Annotated in this window: 18 protein-coding genes and 2 pseudogenes; all 20 read right to left on the bottom strand. The window is 51.3% G+C overall.

From position 1 onward, the window contains the following. Nucleotides 1-20: 20 nt before the first annotated feature. The 20 genes and pseudogenes from ABCW45_RS05450 to ABCW45_RS05360 all read right to left on the bottom strand — a co-directional run bounded on the left by ABCW45_RS05450 (nt 21) and on the right by ABCW45_RS05360 (nt 17846). On the bottom strand, nt 21-1934 hold the full coding sequence (locus ABCW45_RS05450) for an acyl-CoA dehydrogenase family protein (protein WP_117470963.1): 1914 nt from the start codon (nt 1932-1934) through the stop codon (nt 21-23). A gap of 41 nt (nt 1935-1975) precedes the next feature. Beyond that, the gene (locus ABCW45_RS05445) at nt 1976-2389 is read right to left on the bottom strand and encodes an RrF2 family transcriptional regulator (protein WP_117470964.1); all 414 of its coding nucleotides are present in this window, start codon (nt 2387-2389) and stop codon (nt 1976-1978) included. A gap of 343 nt (nt 2390-2732) precedes the next feature. Beyond that, a pseudogene (locus ABCW45_RS05440) lies at nt 2733-3302 on the bottom strand (GTP pyrophosphokinase). A gap of 98 nt (nt 3303-3400) precedes the next feature. Further along, a complete protein-coding gene (locus ABCW45_RS05435; RefSeq protein ID WP_343220448.1) occupies nt 3401-5095 on the bottom strand; it encodes an FAD-dependent oxidoreductase in 1695 nt (564 codons plus the stop codon). Then, nucleotides 5092-5376 carry a thioredoxin family protein gene (locus ABCW45_RS05430; protein ID WP_117470966.1) on the bottom strand — a complete coding sequence of 95 codons (285 nt, stop codon included), beginning with the start codon at nt 5374-5376 and terminating at the stop codon, nt 5092-5094. The genes ABCW45_RS05435 and ABCW45_RS05430 overlap by 4 nt, the downstream gene beginning before the upstream one ends. A gap of 162 nt (nt 5377-5538) precedes the next feature. Next, a complete protein-coding gene (locus ABCW45_RS05425; RefSeq protein WP_015553419.1) occupies nt 5539-6747 on the bottom strand; it encodes an HD-GYP domain-containing protein in 1209 nt (402 codons plus the stop codon). Between the two features lie 11 nt (nt 6748-6758). Further along, entirely contained in the window at nt 6759-7133 is a 375-nt protein-coding gene (locus ABCW45_RS05420) for a desulfoferrodoxin family protein (RefSeq protein WP_117470967.1), read from the bottom strand. 21 nt (nt 7134-7154) lie between these two features. Then, nucleotides 7155-7697, bottom strand: coding sequence for a rubrerythrin (rbr, locus tag ABCW45_RS05415; RefSeq protein ID WP_015553417.1), 543 nt, complete (start codon nt 7695-7697; stop codon nt 7155-7157). 66 nt (nt 7698-7763) lie between these two features. Then, nucleotides 7764-8420 (bottom strand): Crp/Fnr family transcriptional regulator, encoded by a 657-nt coding sequence (locus ABCW45_RS05410; protein WP_117470969.1) that lies wholly within the window; start codon nt 8418-8420, stop codon nt 7764-7766. Between the two features lies 1 nt (nt 8421). Then, nucleotides 8422-9201 (bottom strand): DUF134 domain-containing protein, encoded by a 780-nt coding sequence (locus tag ABCW45_RS05405; RefSeq protein WP_117484745.1) that lies wholly within the window; start codon nt 9199-9201, stop codon nt 8422-8424. 387 nt (nt 9202-9588) lie between these two features. After that, the gene (locus ABCW45_RS05400) at nt 9589-9879 is read right to left on the bottom strand and encodes a helix-turn-helix domain-containing protein (protein WP_002576367.1); all 291 of its coding nucleotides are present in this window, start codon (nt 9877-9879) and stop codon (nt 9589-9591) included. A 348-nt stretch (nt 9880-10227) separates the two neighbouring features. After that, nucleotides 10228-12114: a group II intron reverse transcriptase/maturase gene (gene ltrA / locus ABCW45_RS05395; protein WP_343220447.1), complete on the bottom strand. Its 1887-nt coding sequence runs from the start codon at nt 12112-12114 to the stop codon at nt 10228-10230. A gap of 707 nt (nt 12115-12821) precedes the next feature. Further along, nucleotides 12822-12944 (bottom strand): annotated as a pseudogene (locus tag ABCW45_RS05390) (Maff2 family mobile element protein); the annotation flags it as partial. Nucleotides 12945-13102: 158 nt separating this feature from the next. Further along, nucleotides 13103-14029, bottom strand: coding sequence for an ATP-binding protein (locus ABCW45_RS05385; protein WP_242998130.1), 927 nt, complete (start codon nt 14027-14029; stop codon nt 13103-13105). Next, nucleotides 13986-14165: a hypothetical protein gene (locus ABCW45_RS17915; protein ID WP_425518593.1), complete on the bottom strand. Its 180-nt coding sequence runs from the start codon at nt 14163-14165 to the stop codon at nt 13986-13988. Before ABCW45_RS17915 ends, ABCW45_RS05385 begins: the two co-directional genes overlap by 44 nt. A 148-nt stretch (nt 14166-14313) precedes the next feature. Further along, a complete protein-coding gene (locus ABCW45_RS05380; RefSeq protein ID WP_302232525.1) occupies nt 14314-14538 on the bottom strand; it encodes a DUF3791 domain-containing protein in 225 nt (74 codons plus the stop codon). 40 nt (nt 14539-14578) lie between these two features. Then, nucleotides 14579-15022, bottom strand: coding sequence for a GNAT family N-acetyltransferase (locus tag ABCW45_RS05375; protein WP_055191805.1), 444 nt, complete (start codon nt 15020-15022; stop codon nt 14579-14581). Nucleotides 15023-15047: 25 nt separating this feature from the next. Further along, nucleotides 15048-15548, bottom strand: coding sequence for a hypothetical protein (locus ABCW45_RS05370; RefSeq protein ID WP_343220446.1), 501 nt, complete (start codon nt 15546-15548; stop codon nt 15048-15050). A gap of 475 nt (nt 15549-16023) precedes the next feature. Beyond that, a complete protein-coding gene (locus ABCW45_RS05365) occupies nt 16024-17172 on the bottom strand; it encodes a sensor histidine kinase (RefSeq protein ID WP_343220445.1) in 1149 nt (382 codons plus the stop codon). Beyond that, entirely contained in the window at nt 17169-17846 is a 678-nt protein-coding gene (locus ABCW45_RS05360; RefSeq protein WP_117470973.1) for a response regulator transcription factor, read from the bottom strand. Before ABCW45_RS05360 ends, ABCW45_RS05365 begins: the two co-directional genes overlap by 4 nt. Nucleotides 17847-17865 lie beyond the last annotated feature (19 nt).

The following is a 17865-nucleotide window of genomic DNA, read 5'->3' as shown; positions in this document are numbered from 1 at the left end:
TATCTTACCTCCTTCACGGCTCAAGCCTTTATAAATTGATCCTTCGCCTCCGCGCACTCGGGGCACACCCACTCGGCGGGAAGCTGCTCAAAGAGCGTACCGGGCGCGATTTCGCTGTCCTCGTCGCCCAGCTCCGGCACATACTCGTAACCGCAGCCGCCGCAGACATAGCGGTCGCCGATGGGGGTGGGCTTCGGCGGCGTGGGCCGCTTCATCTTCACCATGGGCGGCGCGGGCTGCTTCTCTCCGCTGTCCAGCGCGGCGGCCAGCAGAGGCAGGATCTCCGCCACATCGCCCACGATGCCGTAGTCGCAGTTCTTAAAAATGGGGGCGTTGCCGTTTTTATTGATGGCCACGATGGTGGAGGCGTCCTTGATACCCTTGAGGTGCTGGGTCGCGCCGGAGATGCCGCAGGCAATGTAGAGGTTACCGGTGAACTTCTGACCGGACATACCCACATAGCGGTTCAGGGGCAGATACTTGAGGGTCTCCGCCACGGGGCGGGAGGAACCGATGGCCGCGCCGGCGGCCTTGGCCAGCGTCTCTACCAGCTTCATGTTCTTTTTCTCTCCGATGCCCTTGCCCGCGGAGACCACGCGCTCCGCCTGCGGAATCGGCGTATCCATGGGGATGCCCACGGAGAAGTCGTGGCCGTCCTTTTTCAGCGCCGCCACAAGGTCGGCCACCTGCTGGGCGGCATCCCCCTCCCGGAAGATGGTCATTTTGCGGATACCGGTGATGGGCGCGGGCTTCTTGGCTGCCGAGCGTCTCTCGCCGCCGGAGCTCTTGCCCAGCCTGCCCACCAGATGGGAGGCGATGACCACCCGCTGGATCTCGTTGGTGCCCTCGTAGATGGTGGTAATCTTGGCGTCACGGTAGGCCCGCTCTACCTCCATGCCCTTGAGGAAGCCGCTGCCGCCGTGGATCTGCAAGGCGTCGTTGGTGACCTCCAGCGCGATGTCCGAGGCGTACATCTTCGCCATGGCAGACTCCATGCCGTAGGGCGCGTGCTGCTCCTTCAGCTCCGCCGCGGAGTAGATAAGGAACCGGGCGCAGCGCAGCTTGGTGGCCATATCCGCCAGCTTGAAGGCGATGCTCTGCTGGGCCGCGATAGGCTTACCGAACTGGATGCGCTCCTTGGAATAGCTCAAGGCCTGTTCAAACGCGCCCTGAGCGATGCCCAGCGCCTGGGCGGCGATGCCAATGCGTCCGCCGTCCAGCGTGGACATGGCGATCTTAAAGCCGTCCCCCTCCTTGCCCAGCAGATTTTCCTTGGGGACCTTTACATCGTTGAAGATCAGCTCCGCTGTGGAGGAGGAGCGAATACCCATCTTGTCATAGTGATCGCCGAACTCAAAGCCCTTCCAGCCCTTCTCCACGATGAAGGCGGAGATGCCCCGGGTGCCGATGTCCGGAGTGGTGACGGCGAAAACCACATAGGTGTCCGCCTTGGGAGCGTTGGTGATGAAGATCTTGCCGCCGTTAAGGAGGTAGTAATCCCCCTTGTCCAGCGCGGTGGTCTCCGTGCCGCCGGCATCGGAGCCGGCGTTGGGCTCCGTCAGGCCGAAGGCGCCGATTTTCTCGCCCTTGGCCAGCGGGATCAGATATTTCTTCTTCTGCTCCTCGGTGCCGTAGGCGAAAATGGGCCACGAGCCGAGGGAGACATGGGCGGAAAGGATCACGCCCGCGCCGCCGTCCACACGGGCCAGCTCCTCCACCGCGATGGCGTAACTCAGGGCGTCAAGACCGGCGCCGCCGTACTCCTTGGGGTAAGGAATGCCCATCCAGCCCAGCTTACCCAGCTTCTTGACAGCCTCCTCGGGAAACTCATTGTTCTGGTCCATCAGAAATGCGAGGGGCTTGATCTCCTCCTCCGCAAAGCTCCGGATCTTCGCGCGCAGCTCTTCGTGCGCCGCCGTGGTTTGAAATAGCATACAGGTTACCTCCTCTTAAAATTTTACAGCTCGCTTATTTCTTAGGGAGCGGATCTTCCGGTCAGCAGCCTGCGCAGGCTCACGGCGCGGAACGCCTCGTCCTGCTTTTGCTGCAAGACCGCCATTTGACAGTGGATGGCGCACCTCCCGTGCTCGTCCTGCCAGCGGCATACATATCCCGGCTCCATGCAGGTGCATAGGACGCCCCGCTCCCCCATGACCTCCATGAGATCGTAGAGGGAGGTCGCATCCAGATCGCCGGACAGTTCGCAGCCCCCAAGGGCGCCGCGCCTTACCCGCACCAAATTACCGGCAGAGAGCTTGCGCAGGATTTGATAGGCAAACTGATTGGGGATCAGCTCCGTTTCCGACATCTCGGCCACCGAATGCTTCTCCCCGTCCAGCAGCACCCGCAAAATGCGCAGTGCGTAGTCCGTCTCTTTGGTGATGATCATGCTCCACATCCTCTTTTCGCTTGCTTGTTAATGCCATCATATCAATCTTGATAAATTTTGTCAAGATAATTTCCAAAAAAATATATCGTTTTAACACAGACCGCTCCAGCCCGGGTCAGCTTCGCTTTCCATTCAGCGAAAAGCCATGTTCCTTACAATATAGGAGCCGAAAAAGCTGTGCCGTGGCAGTCCGCCGAAAGCAGAAAAGACTATGCCTGAAAACCAGAAAGCGGAGAAATTGGTTGGGGCTCGCAGGGGTCGCCCACCCAAGGCGGATAAGGCGGTCCCTGGCAAGTCCAAGGCAAGCACCAAAGTGCGTGCTTTTCATTTTATATTCGACACATTATGTTATGATATGCAATAAATGTTCCATCTTACCGTCCCATCCTCTGCTGGAATCGGCGCACTCTTTCAGTTCAGTTTCGACTTCAGCATTTATCGGCAGGTTTTTCTTATAGCGGATGGTATGCTCAAGGCTTGCCCAGAAGTCCATAGCGATTGTACGGAGTTGTATCTCCACCGGCACATGGATCACTTTTTCCGCAAAGAATACCGGCAGCCGGATCGTCAGGTGCAGACTGCGATAGCCATTTGGCTTAGGGTGTGAAATATAATCTTTCTCTGTGATGATTTCAATGTCAGACTGTTTTTTTTAGCACTTTGCCAAAAAGAACACATCCTCCTCGAAAGAGCAGATCACCCGCACACCGGCAATATCCATGATATTTGTCTGCATGGTCGGAAAATCCAGAGGAAGTCCGCGTTTCTGCATCTTATTCATAATGCTGGACGGCGACTTCAAGCGGCTTTTTATACTTTCTATCGGATTGCGATCATGCTGCAATGAAAACTCTTCGTTTAGAATTTCCAACCTGCTTTCCAGTGCTTTCAGCGCACATCGGTATTGCAGCATGACTTCCTGATACCTGCGATTTTCGCTTAAAAGGCGCTGGCACTGCAAATCATCTAAGCCTTTATCTGCCGCAACCGTCAAGCCAAATAAATTCTCACTCATAGCTTCTCCATTCCGCAGGGATAGGCGCTCCGCGCTGTCTGCCGCTCTTGTGTTACGACCTGATAAAAACTGTATCCGCCGGAGAGATGGGAACAGGTGAAACCGTACTGCGTCAAAAGTCGGCAGGCCAGATAACTGCGAAGCCCTGTCTGGCAATTCACATAAACAGGCTTACCCCGGTCTAACTCGTCCAAATGCTCCCGCAGATCGTCCAGTGGAATATTGCGGAATCCATTCAAGTGCCCACGCCGATATTCGCCTTCTGTACGGACATCCAGCAGTGTCGCATTGCCATCGCAAGGCAAGTCCTCAACCTCATTCCAATGGAACTGCCGTACCTTCCCGCTCTCCAAATCCTCGATCATAAAACCGGCCATATTGACCGGGTCTTTGGCAGAGGAATAGGGCGGCGCATAGGAAAGGTCAAGCTCCGTCAGTTCCAAGGCTGTCATTTTTGCGCGAATGGCCGTTGCCAGTACATCAATGCGCTTGTCCACGCCCTCGCCGCCAACGATCTGCGCACCCAGCAGCCGCAGGCTTTCTTTTTCATACATCACCTTCATTGCCATAGACTGTGCGCCGGGATAATAGGTAACGTGGGATGCCGGGAATAATACGACTTTGTCGTAAGCGATCCCTGCTGCCTGCGCTGCCTTCTCATTGATCCCCGTGGAGGCCGCTGTCAAGCCAAACAGTTTCAGAACAGACGAGCCCTGAGAGCCGTGAAAGCGGCTGTTTCCGCCGCAGATATTGTCAGCGGCAATGCGTCCCTGCTTGTTGGCAGGCCCCGCCAGCGAGATCAATGCTTTTTGGCCGGTCACGAAATGGGTGACCTCTACGGCATCGCCCACAGCGTAGATATCCGGCGCGGAGGTTTCCATCCGCTCGTTGACAGCGATGCTGCCCCGGATGCCCAGCTCAAGTCCGGCCTCTTTTACCAGATGGGTGTCCGGCGTGACGCCGATGGCCAGCAGCACCATGTCGGAGCGCAGCGGCTCACTTTCCTCCAGCAGCGTCAGCACGGAATCTCCGTCCTGTCGGAATCCGGTGACGGTTTCATCCAACCGCAGAGCCACACCGTGTCTGCGCATTTCCGCATGGACAAAGCTGGCCATATCCGCATCCAACGGCGCTAATAGCTGCTTCAGACGCTGGACGATGGTAACCGAAACGCCCATCTCCACAAGGTTTTCCGCCATTTCCAGACCGATAAAGCCGCCGCCAGCCAAAACAGCGGTTTTCGGCTTCTGATCCTCTACAAAGCGTCGAATGCGGAGGGTGTCTTCCACAGTGCGCAGGGTAAAGACCCGCTCGCTGTCCACGCCGGAAAGCGCAGGAACCGTCGGCTTTGCGCCGGGGGCAAGAAGCAGTTTGTCATAGTTTTCCGTGTAGACCTTCCCGCTGTCCAGTGCGTGGACGGTGACGGTTTTCTCTGCGGGATTGATCGCAGTTACTTCCTGCCGTACCCGTACATCAATGCGAAAGCGGTCCCAGAAGCTCTCCGGAGTTTGCAGCGTCAGTTCTTCCTGCTCCTTGATCACACCGCCCACATAATACGGCAGGCCGCAGTTGGCATAGGATATATAGCCGCTACGCTCGATCATCACGATCTGCGCGTGTTCATCCAAACGGCGGATGCGGGCAACGGCAGACGCGCCGCCAGCCACACCGCCTACGATCACAACTTTCATCTTGCGCCCTCCACCATGGCGGTGATCTCCGCCTTGGACCGGTAGCCCACGGATTTGGCAACGGCCTTTCCATCCTTGAATACGACAAGCATCGGGATACTGGATACCTGAAAACGCATCGCCAGTTCCATTTGCTCGTCCACATTGATCCTGCCCACCTTGAGGGTGCCGGCGTTTTTCTCCGTGCGCTCCACGCGGCAGGGGCAGTACCCGCTGGTGCGCTTGAGACCCTCACGGATGGTGTCCACGACCTCCTGATCGGAATTGAGCTTGATTTTCATATCGGTTCCCTCTTTCCTTTGTTCTTTGTGATGGCCCTATCATAGCAAACTCCGCCCTGCCTTTCTGTAACAAGGTCACATTACAAAAATTTTCGCGGCAACAGAAAAAGCTGTGAAGCGGCAGTTCACGTACCGCTTCACAGCTTTCGCCTATCTCGTTATTCAGGCAAAGCAGGCGTTCACCTGTTCGACGATCGCCCGATCCAACCAGCCCTTTTCAGCCATATCCAGAAGAATAGAGCAGGCTTTTTCGTGAGACATTCCAGCTTTGTAAGGACGATTTTCGGTCAGGGCCTGATAAATATCCACGCAAGCCATGATACGCTCCTGCGTATTTAACTCAGACTCGTTTTTTCCGAAGGGATACCCCGTTCCATCCAGATGCTCGTGATGAAACGCGGCCCAATCGCGCAGCTCCGCAAAGTCCTGGACTTCCGATAGAACGTAATATGTATAGGCAGCGTGATGCTTCATTTCCGCATATTCGCTGTCGGTCAGGCGTCCCGGCTTTTCCAGTATTTCATTGCCTATCGCTACCTTTCCGATGTCATGGAGTGCGCCGGCAAGATACATTTTCTGGGCGGTGTCCTCGTCAAATCCCATAAACCGGGCCAGACATTCCGCATCGTCGGCCACACCCAGAGAATGTGTACTGGTAAAGGGCGATTTGTAGTCTACAATTTTCGCGAAGAATTTTGCCAGAGCTTTTACCTGCGCAAAATCAAGCTGCTGCTTGGTACGCGGCACTTTGCTCCACAGGCGCTCCTCCAGCCCCCTGCCGCCAAGAGAGCAAAAATGCTGTTCTGAAAAAGCGCGAAGAAACGCGTCCGCGCATTCCTCATCCACGATCCTGCCGCGTACCCGAGTAAGGAACGCGTTCGCACGCTCCCACACATCCGGCGTAAAGACATCGGCGCGGCAGAAAGCATCCAGCAGATCGCACAGACGGATAATACGGGCGCCCAGCGGGATCTCCTGCCATGTTTTTCCGAAGGAGCCGCTGCCATCCGCGTTTTCGTGGTGGTAAAGGATGATATTTTCTACATTTGTATGAAACGGAAGCGCGGATATGTTCTCCTCGCCCATAACGCAGTGAGCGCCGAGATGCGGCAGCTCCGGCAAACATTCCGCGGCAGAGCTGTCACCACGAAATTCTTCGTGCAGATACTGCGTCAGAGCATTGTCGTGCAATAGGGCACAGACGGCAAGATCCTGCAGTGCTTCGCCAGAAACGCCAAACTGTTCGGCCGTACACACACTCATATACGCCACACGCTTGGCGTGGAACGTTGTCACATGAACCAGTTCCGCCTCCACGCAATCCAGAGCATAGGAGCAGGCACCAAGCAAGCCTAATACATCAAGTTCCATGTGCGGAGCGGTCACGCTTTCCAAAGGCTGTGGAGGTTGCAGTAGGCGTAGACCGCTTCGACCTCGTCGCCCTCGCAGAGAGCAAAGCAGACCTCGGGTTTCTCGCCAGGATGCAGTTCCTTGCGCTGGTTGCCCTGCTTGGTGTGGAGGGACACCCACTCAATGTAGTGCTCCGGCAGCATGGGATGCTCCACGGAGCCGACCTTGACATGGACGATGCCGTTTTCCACTGTCCAGACAGGGACGTGCTTCTCCACGGCGGCGTCGGTGGTGCCGGGAACGATCTCGCTCATCGGCTCACCGCAACAGATGACGGGAACGCCCGTGTCCTTGACCTTGGCAATGATGTTACCGCAATGCTTGCAAATATAAAACTTCTGCTCCATGATGATTCTCCTTTTCTTTCTTTAATAATTTTCCGCGTGGATCTCAAAATAGCTCTGGGGATGATTGCAGGCAGGGCAGACCTCCGGGGCCTTCTCGCCCACAACGATGTGACCGCAGTTGCGGCACTCCCACACCTTGACCTCGCTTTTGGCGAAGACCTGCGCCGTCTCTACATTGCGCAGCAGGGCACGGTAGCGCTCCTCATGGTGCTTTTCAATGGCGGCGACCAGACGGAAGCGCTGGGCAAGTTCGTGGAAGCCCTCCTCGTCAGCAGTCTTGGCAAAGCCGTCGTACATATCTGTCCACTCGTAGTTCTCACCCTCAGCGGCGGCGAGAAGATTTTCGGCAGTGTCGCCGATGCCGTTCAGTTCTTTGAACCACAGCTTAGCATGTTCCTTCTCGTTGTCAGCGGTTTTGAGGAACAACGCCGCGATCTGCTCATAGCCTTCCTTCTTGGCCTTGGATGCAAAATAGGTGTACTTGTTGCGTGCCTCGGACTCACCGGCAAAGGCGGCCATCAGATTTTTTTCGGTTTGAGTACCTGCGTATTTCGTTTCTTTCATGGTCGATGCTCCTTCCAGCTTCTTCTGCTCATATTATAACACGGATTCGTGTTATAAACAATATTTTCATTTTAAGTGATTCAATCCGTCTATATCCCGCAGCGTGATTGCGCCTCGTCTTAGCTCCACAAGCCCGTCCTCCGAGAAGCTCTTGAGCATCCGCGCCACCGCCTCCCGCGCCGAGCTGATGTGCTGGGCAATCTGCTCATGGGTCATGCGTATGGTATCGGAGCCGGTACGCTCCGCTTCGGCCAGGAGAAAATCTGCCAGCCGCCGATCCAAACCCTTGAACATGATCTGCTGCATCGCCCACATCACATCAGAAAATCGTTTCGTTGCCAGTTCATAGAGGAAGCAACGGACATGAAGATTTTGCTCCTTGAGCACAGCGATGACATTTGCAGGGATAATCAGAACCTCCGTATCCATTCCCGCGGTCATTTGCGTATCAAAGGTGATCTGACTGATCACACAAGAGGCAGAAAGCACGCATAGTTCGCCCGGATACAGGCGGAACAGCGTTACCTCCCGCCCCTCCTCGGAGAGAAGATAGGTGCGGATCTCGCCGGAAAGGACAAACAGCATTCCGAGACATTCATTGTCGCTGCTGTGAACGAACGCGCCCTTTTCATAATGACGGACAAAGGCGCTTCGGCGTAGCGTTTCCATTTCGTGTTCGGTCAAGGATGACCAGAACGGAAGTTGTGTCAGTGTGCGTTCCATATCAATGGCAGCTATGCTTGCCGCAGCCGTGGTCACCGCAGGTGTGCCCATCCTCGCCGTGCTCGTGGTCATGGTGATCACAGTGAACATTGGGGTCGTAGCCCAGATTTCCGCTGAGCAATGCGCTCACCGCCGCGTCAACGTCCCCGCTGACACCGCCGTAGAGCTTGATGCCCGCTTCGGCCAGAGCCGCCTGCGCACCGCCGCCGATGCCTCCGCAAATCAAAGTGTCCACGCCGTTCTGCATCAGGAATCCTGCCAGTGCGCCGTGACCGCTGCCGTTGGTATCAACGACTTCCGCATGGACGATTTTGCCGTCCACAGCTTCATAAAGCTTGAACTGCTCGGTGTGACCGAAATGCTGAAAGATTTGACCGTTTTCATAGGTAACTGCAATTTTCATAATGGAATCTCCTTTGCAAGTTTTGCCTGATTTTTCCATGTTGGCTCTCTGCATCCGGCAGCAACAGCCGCAGTGAGCTGCCTCCTGTCCTCCGCAGATGCGGTAGTTTCCCCCGGTGATGTGCAGCGGTTTCCCGTGGACAAGATACGCTGCGATCTTGCTCCGTGCGCTTTCGTAAATCTCCTGCACGGTAGAGCGGGAAATCTCCATTTGAGCGGCACACTGCTCGTGGGTTTGCTGCTCCAAGTCAACCAGCCGAATGACCTCGTATTCGTCCAGCGTCAGCAGGATCGGCTCGGTATTCTCGCACCCGTTAGGACAGAATGTATCGACCTGTGGTACGCCACAAATTCGACGGCACCGTGGCGGTCTTGGCATGGGAGCTTTCCTCCCTTTGTATTCGGTATATTCCGATTATAGCACTTTGAGCAGAAAAAAGCAATTTTTCAAAAGCTGCTACATTTTCCGTCCTCATATGTGTGCTGGCTGATATTCGGTGTCGAAGACTACGTGTGAGCCATGTTCGTATTGTCAGATTATCTACATTTGACAGAACTTCGCAGGGTATGATGAATTTGCTTGGATTCATTCTGAGTTTAGTTTACATGCAAGCCGTTCACGGGTGGTTGTCCGCCTATGAACGGCTTGTAAATTCTCAATTTTTTTCCTTACTTGACACAAGAAGATCTCAGTCGCCTCGTTAGAGATTACATCGAAGCGGGCAAGTAATATCTCTATTTTGTCATTTCCAAACGCAGAGCACGATTAGATTTTCTTCGCAATCGTAGACAGCTCCGAAATAATGCTCAGAAGATCATTTTTGACTTCCTCTTTACTTGGCTCACTGCCCATCAGAAGATAATCCGTGCTGACATGGAGGATGCAGGACAGTTCGATCAGCAAGTCAATGGAGCAGCTGCGCTCTCCGTTCTCCATGCGGCTGACATGCTGCTTGCTTGCCAGTCCCAGGCGAACCGCCAGTTCCTCCTGCGTAATGCCACGGGAAGTGCGAACATCGTGAAGTCTCTTACCAAACTCTTTTGCGTCAAAATACATACGTTTCTCCTTCCGCACAGCCGGTACAGAACCGGACCAACGGAAGGTCAAAAAAGGAGCCGCATGACGGTGAAGAAAAAAATCCTGTGCCGATAAAACAGAACATGGGTATCCCATAATTCTGTCTCATGCGGCATTCGGAAGACTTCGCCTGTCAGCGGCTCCACAGCACAGCTATGACTTATAAAATTGTATTAATAGATAGCGATAGGTAATCCTTTGATATAATCTCCGGATTTTCCCCCGCTCCACACCGTGCATGCAGCTTTCACCGCACATGGCGTTCCATCGAATTCAACAGCCAGGTTTTTTCATATACGATTTACACACTTCGTAACAGCATATTTATCAAAGAATGATTACAGGCATTTCTGCCATAGTTCGAATTTTGTTAAGCTTTGCAAGTTTAGAATCATCTAATTGCAGTGGGTTCAGATATTCTCTGATAGTGATTTCAGACGATGCATGGATAATCACATGGATGGCTTTTGAGACTAAAATCAGATTTTCGTATGCATCTGTACCACCTTTGCTTAATGGCATTTTATGATGACAGTGAATGTTGTGTACTTCCATAGGAAGTCCTGTAACTGCACATTTTCCATATTGAGCCGCAAATAGTGATATTCTGTTGTCTGCATATTCGATTGACCTGCCCTTGACAGGATTACGCATCAGCCATAACATTGCGTCGGTATTAATAGTTAGATTCTTATGAATCAGCTCTCGTCCCTTGACAGTGTACTTATTGATGTTTTTCCTTTTATTTTGGGCATTTTTCTGCGGAACGGCTCCCACTGGAACAATGGGACGTTCGTGCAGAAATCTCAATTGCCTGCTTTTACCATACTTGTCTTTGATAAAACCATTTTTCAGAGAACCCTTACGGGACACATCGCCTTTCAGCCGATTTCTAAGCTGTTTATTGATACTGAAGGCAAGCTTTCCAAAGTCCGCTGTTGTTTCTGTTGCTATACAGTAGTATTCATGCAGTCCTGCGACTACAGAATTATATTTCTGTAACTGTATAAACTGAGCTGTGTCATCTGGCGAATGAGCCAAAGTTTTTACTTCCTTGGTCAGCTTTTCATGAGCCTTTTTGTATGCCTTGTCACACATATGTGACCTGACGACATATTTCTTCCCCTTTTTCCGCACTTTCAGTTTGAATCCGAGAAAATCAGAATACTGTCTTTTTAGATTGACAACCTTAGATTTGTCTGGGCTTATATCAAGACCCAGGCGGTCTTTTAACCACATTTCTGTGGCTTTATACGCTCTGACGGCTTCTGCGTGTGTAGGGCAGAAGATTTTGAAATCATCGGCATATCGCACCGCATGCACTTCTTTCAGTCTGCTTCTGCGCAAAGCCCTGTAAGCATGGCTTTTGATAACTGTTCCCTGCTTATTGCTTCTTGTTGTAAAATCTGTTTTCGTTGGCATTTCTTCCCATTGGGAAGTAATCCACCAATCCAACTCGTTCAAAACAATGTTTGCAAGCAATGGCGACAGGATACCGCCTTGTGGAGTTCCCTTGATGGGGAAAGTTTTATCTCCATTTGGCAGAATAACAGATGCTTTCAGCATTTCCTTAATGATGCATAACAGCTTCTTATCTCTTATTCCCAATGCCCATATCTGCCTTATCAGTTTAGTATGATTGATGTTATCGAAAAATCCTTTAATATCAAGGTCTACTACGTGATACATATGCTGTACCTGTATCAATCGCATACACTGAGCGATGGCATGTTCAGCGGATCTATTCGGACGGAATCCGTAAGAATTATCGCTGAATTTTGCCTCGCATATCGGCTCCATGACTTGTAAGATACATTGCTGTACCACTCGGTCAACGATAGTCGGAATTCCCAGAGGTCTGGTCTTTCCATTGGGCTTTGGTATCTCCACACGCTTTACTGGGCGTGGGTGATAACAACTGAATTGCTTTCTTATGAGACGGACATATTCTTCCTCGTTTAATTTAGCAAGGTCATTAATTGTCCTTTTGTCCACACCTGCGGTATCACTTCCTGTATTCGTCTTTATCGTTCTGTATGCCAGCTTGATATTCTCTTCGCTCTCGATGATTTCCATGAGATGATTAAATATCTTGTCTTTCTTACTGCCTGCATACAATTCGTCAAAAGTACTTATCATGTCATAATACTCAGAATTGCGAATTTTTCTCTGTTTAGATTTCTGTTCTTGCTGTTTCGAAGTCAACACAGGCATCCTCTCCCTTCGGTTTGGATTTTCTTTGTCATACTCGAAGCTGCGTTTATCGTATATTCATTTTTTTCCGTTGAATTCGACTTGGGGCTATCCCTCCACGATGTTTAGCATCACTTCACAGGTACTGTGCCCCTACTCTCACTGGGATTAAGTACGGTTGTACCGGTTTTGCCCGGCTTTCCCGTCCAACGACCTGCAACGGCTTTTTTCATACGTTCCCAGCTTTCCACGTTCCGATATTCCTATCATTGATTACCTTTAGGTCCTTCCTCTAAGCCTGTGTCCAATCATGCATAATCATATCGCCTGTAACGATATATGGATGTTCATAACAACCATTCTTACTAATCCACGGACACGCCCATACAAGGGCTACTGCCTTTCGACAGTATCAACGTTTAGACTCGTACATTCGGAAGTTTGTCAGTACTTTCGTACATTCTGACCATGGGTAACCGACACCCGGCATATAGGTAGCACCATCCACCGCTGGATAGCTTTCGTATATGAAAGTTAGCCATATTTACGACTACTCTCTGCCGACTTTACCGAGCTTCTGACACTTTGGCGGTTGCACGCTGATGCCAGTCGGAGTATCAGTGTGAGCGCTTCGGGGCGTTACTCCCTCATTTCACTCATCGGAATATCAGTTCTCCAAAGTTTCAGGCTTGAAAGCCCTTCGACTTTGTGCGTAAGCTTTTCACTTACGAACGTGTCGCACGGTTGTCGTTGCCATAGCCTTCCAGCAGGTTGATAGCTCCCCATATGCCGAGCCCCAGTGCGATGATGAGAGTCTGAAGAACGGTTACTGCGCTGTTGAAAAATGCCATAAATGTGTACCTCCTTGTACGCTGCGCCCTTATGGGCTGATGAATAGTAAATGTCCCTCTGCATGTGCACCTGCAAAAGGACAAAAAAATAGCCAGGTCTCCAATTTCAATCAGAAACCTGGCTATTTAAAAAGGGCGGCTCACCGCCGCCCTCATCGTTAATATTCTGTACTCAATAGAAAATCTGCAATGTGCATACTCTTAATGCCTTGGTAATTGCCTCCGGCAAATTCATCGGTTCTCGAAACATACTTCGGATAGTTATCCCGGATTTCCAGTAGCCGTTCATATTCACGTTTTTCTGTCTTCTCGGATTTGATCTCCTGCGTGACCTGCACATACAACCGGTCATTTTGCTTCTGCGCCACAAAATCGACCTCACCGTCCGGTGTCTTCCCAATCGTCACGGTATAGCCTCGTCTGCAAAGTTCCAGATACACCACATTTTCCAGACTGGAAGCGACGCTGTCCGGTGTATAGCCCATCACGCTGTAACGCAAAGCAGTATCGGCAAGATAAAACTTATCCTGCGTTTTCAGAATCTCCTTTCCGCGCAGGTCATAGCGAGAACAACGATGAAGGAGATATGCTTTCTCCAGCTTTTCCAGATAGCTATACACTGTTTCATTGTCGATAGCATGATTTACTGATTTCAGATAATTCGAAATTGATTTTGCAGAGAATGAATTTCCCACATTCGCAAATGTGTACCGAACCACCCGTTCCAGCTGGTCGATCTTACGAATCTGGTTTCTCTTTACGATATCTGAGAAAATCGTGGAATTATAGATATCCCGGACAATCGTATAAACCTCATCCTGTGAATACTCTCGCAGGTGTGTTGCAGGGAAGCCACCCAAGCGGATATAGTCTGCCAGTTCAGCATGGATATCCTTTACCTGTATATACTGCTTCTTGAATTCCAGATATTCCTGAAAAGAAAGCGTATAGATCCGAAAGGAAACATATCGTCCGGTCAGGTAAGTCGCTATTTCCGAAGACATCATTCTGGAATTGGAGCCTGTTACATAAAAGTCAACATCATAATCTGTTCGATGAACATTTTTTCTTTCGATGAGCTGCAATACAATGTAACCAGTCTACATCTGCATTTTCAAAAATATGCATTGCAAGATTTCCTGAAAGTTTGAATTCAAAAGTCGAAATATATACGAACTTCTGTCCCTCTTCAATTGTTCCTGTTGCGATTGCTTTGGCTATTGAGGTTCTTAGAAAACTTTCTGCCTGCTCCTTGGATGTGGTTAAATAAAATCCCTACCCAAAATCTTTTCTCTTTGCACATTTGACAAGATCTGGCTCTTTTACTTCACAATAGCTTCCATGATAGAGAACAAATCCAGCTTTTAACTCAAGCACTAATCTCTATCCCCTTTCCTTGCAAAAATTCAGTAATATCTTCAAGCACAGCTTCATCGCCTTCACAATGAAAAATCCCATAACATTTTTCTATATATCCAAGTACATCAACCTCTTTAAACAAGTGTATAATCTGTTCAACAGGTAAATGCCACTCTTCTGAAGCAAGCCGGATTAATCTTGTTTGCATGAAAGTAATCTCTGTTTTCTCACTCATAATGAATCCTCCTTGATTTCTTGGTCAATAAAACTGGAAGTTATAAACATCTTTGCAAATATATCATATCTATCAACTGTACACCGCCCTCATAAATTGGGTGGTCATAATTGTCCGTAAAGAAATTCGGAATATTGTGAGAGCGGACAAATCCGCATTTTTCATAAAACGGTATGGTTAACGGGCTGTCACCTGTTCCAACCTGCAAAATAGAATATTCATCTGCATATTTACTTGCAAGGAAGTCAATCAATGCTTTCCCATAGCCCTTTCCCTGATTTTCCGGATCGACTGCGATATTCTTGATTTCAAGTATTTCGTTACCTTCATCGGTGACAACACATTCAGCTTTTACATTACCATCTTCAAGTACATACATAGTACCTTTTTCAAGATAGTGATCAACCATGCTCTCCTGTTCATCAGCTAATAACAATAATGATATAAATTGCTTTTTATTTTCGTTCACTTCTCGGATTTTCATATCCATTACTCCGTCAAACTTGAATTTATTTTGGCAAATCATCTTCCGCTTTAAAATTCACATTACTGTCATCGATCGAGATTGTGATCGTGTAGTTATAGATTATACCATCTTCTGTTTCCAGCCTAAATGTTACCGCACCACCTCCGAGATACTGAAAATCAGGTTCGTCAGACATTCTTGCATATGTGCCATACTGTTGAAAGTATCCGTCTGCATCAAAGAACGCAACATTGCTTGTTTGCTCCTTATCGTTCCGGAAGAGTACTGCACCAACACGGTCACTAGCATGATCTGGAATTAAAACACAGTCTATGTATTCCCAATCTGTTTCTTGCACAAGAGAGAACATCGACACAATATCTTGTTCAGACCAGATTTTTCCTCCATTCAGATTACTGATATCTGTATTCTGAACCGGATTGCTGGTAGAATCTGATGTTTCTGGCATGGCGTCTTTGCTGCTGCAGGCGGACATTCCTAATACACAAACCGTCATGAAAATAAAAAGCAATGCTCTCTTCATATGAACACCTCCTCAAATTCCGATTTGCATCGCTGTTCTTACCTCCTATTTTACCAGATATCACCTACCGATTCCATAGCTTCATAGCTCAAAATAGTTCATTCACAAACCATTTAGCTATGTAAAAGGGACGGCCTCTCAGCCGCCCCACAGGTCAACACTGCCTTAATCAGACAGGTTCATCGTCCGATTCTGCTTCGTAGTCCTCGTTGACATCCACTTCTTCGTCCTCGTCACCAGCATCCTCCGGCAGCTGGAGTGCCTCTTCATGTAATTCAGCGTAATAATCTGTGGCGATTCTTCCATCCGCTCAGAGAAAAAGCGGTCACGAGGGACGAAGCTCGCTGATTCCTGTGTAGAGCCGGAAAAAACGCATTATATCACAACACCGACCTCAAAAACAGGCTGACCGCCCCATACGGAGAGGAACGCAGCAGGGCGGCAAGCGAAGCGGCGAAAAACGAATAAAAGGGTTTTAAGGCTTCGTTGATTGTTGCGTTGGCAACCCCACCGCAATGGTAGTGCCCTTCTCCGAACTTTTCTCCACCCAAACGGAGCCGCCGTGGAGGTCGGCGATCTCCCATACCAGTGAGAGCCCCAGTCCTGCGCCACCGTATTCCCGGCTGCGAGACTTGTCCACCCGGAAGAAGGGCTGGAAGATACTGCGCTGATACACCTCCGGGATGCCGCAGCCGGTGTCGGAGACGCGGAGCAGGAGCTTTTCCAACTCCTGAGTGACAGAAACCCGTACCGAGCCGCCCGGCCGGTTGTACTTGACAGCATTCTCCGTCAGGTTGAAGATCAGCCGGTAGATCAGTGCATCGCTGCCGGTCATAATGCCGTCGCCCTCCGCCGTCAGCGTGACGCCGAGCTTATCTGAGAGCGGCGCAAGATCTGTGAAGATCTCCTCGATCATGGGAGCGAGCTGGATCCGCTCGTTCCGCTCCACCTGCCGCAGATTGCTCATCTCCAGCAGTGTCCTGGTCAACTGTATCAGCCGTTCCGTCTGCTCACGCAAAAGCGTGAGGAACTCCGCCGTCTCCGGTCGCACATCAGGATGCTCCGCGGAAAACAGCTCCAACTGCGCCTGCATTAGTGCCAGTGGCGTGCGCAGCTCGTGGGCGGCGTTGCCGGTGAACTGCCGCTGGGCGGAAAAGGCGTTGTTCAGCCGCTCCAGCATCTGGTTGAACGAGCGGCTCAGCTGCCGGAACTCCGAAATAGCGTCTTCATCGATCCTCATATCGGCAAGATTGTTCAGCTGCACCTGCTCCACCTGCGAGGTAAAGCTGCGCAGGGGCTTGAGAGCGCGTCCGCTGACGAAATAGGCGAGGATGCCGCTGAGCAGCGTTACCGCCGTCGTGATGTACCAGTTGGTGGTGCGGAAGCGCCCCTGCACCCCATCGACGACGATGGTCAACTCCTCGTTGGGCGCTATGAGCTGCGGATCAAAGCTCGCCGCTCCGCCATCATTCAGGATCACCGTGCCGCCTTGTAAGCTGTCCGCAATGGTATCCATATAGTACACACCGGAGGAGCACAGCAGCAAATTCATGGCCACGCAGGTGATGCCGATGAGCAGGACGGTCATCAGCGTGATGCGCCACTGCAAAGAAAGACGCTTCATGCTTCCTCGCCTCCCATCAGATAGCCCTCGCCGATGCGGTTGCGGATGGGGTCATAGCCCAGCACGGCGCGGAGCTTTTTGCGCAGGGCGGAGATGTGGACGCGAATGGAATTGCTGAAGCTGTCCACGCTGTTGTCCCAAACGTGATCCATCAGCTCCTCCTGACTCACGGGCCGCCCCTGATGCACCATCAGGTATTCGAGTATCCCCGTTTCCTTCCGGGTGAGCGTCAGCGTCTGCCCGTTGACGGTGGCGGTACGGGAGCGGGTGTCAAAGGTCAGGCCTCCGCAGCTTAGCAGCACATCCTGCTGGGTGAACTGACGCAATGTCAGGCTGCGGATGCGGGCCTCCAGCTCGGCGAGGTGGAAGGGCTTTGCGAGATAGTCGTTCGCCCCGGCATCCAGCCCCTGCACCTTGTCCTCCACTTCGCTGCGGGCAGAGAGGATCAGCACCCGCGTCTCCCGGTCGGTCTGCCGCAGGGTGCGCAGCACCGTCATGCCGTCTTTTTTCGGCAGATTCAGATCAAGAAGCACCAGATCGTATCGTTCCACGCCCAGAAGCGCCAGCGCCTTTTCGCCGTCATAACAGTAGTCCACGCTGTAGGCCAGCCGCCGCAGGCTGCGAACGATGGTCTCGCACAGGGCGCGTTCATCTTCAATTACTAAAAGGTGCATAAGAGCCCTCCTTTTTATT

The organism is Pilosibacter fragilis (genome assembly GCF_032490495.1).
In the GTDB taxonomy this organism is placed as follows: domain Bacteria; phylum Bacillota; class Clostridia; order Lachnospirales; family Lachnospiraceae; genus Pilosibacter; species Pilosibacter fragilis.
This window is presented reverse-complemented; position numbering and strand designations above follow the sequence as displayed.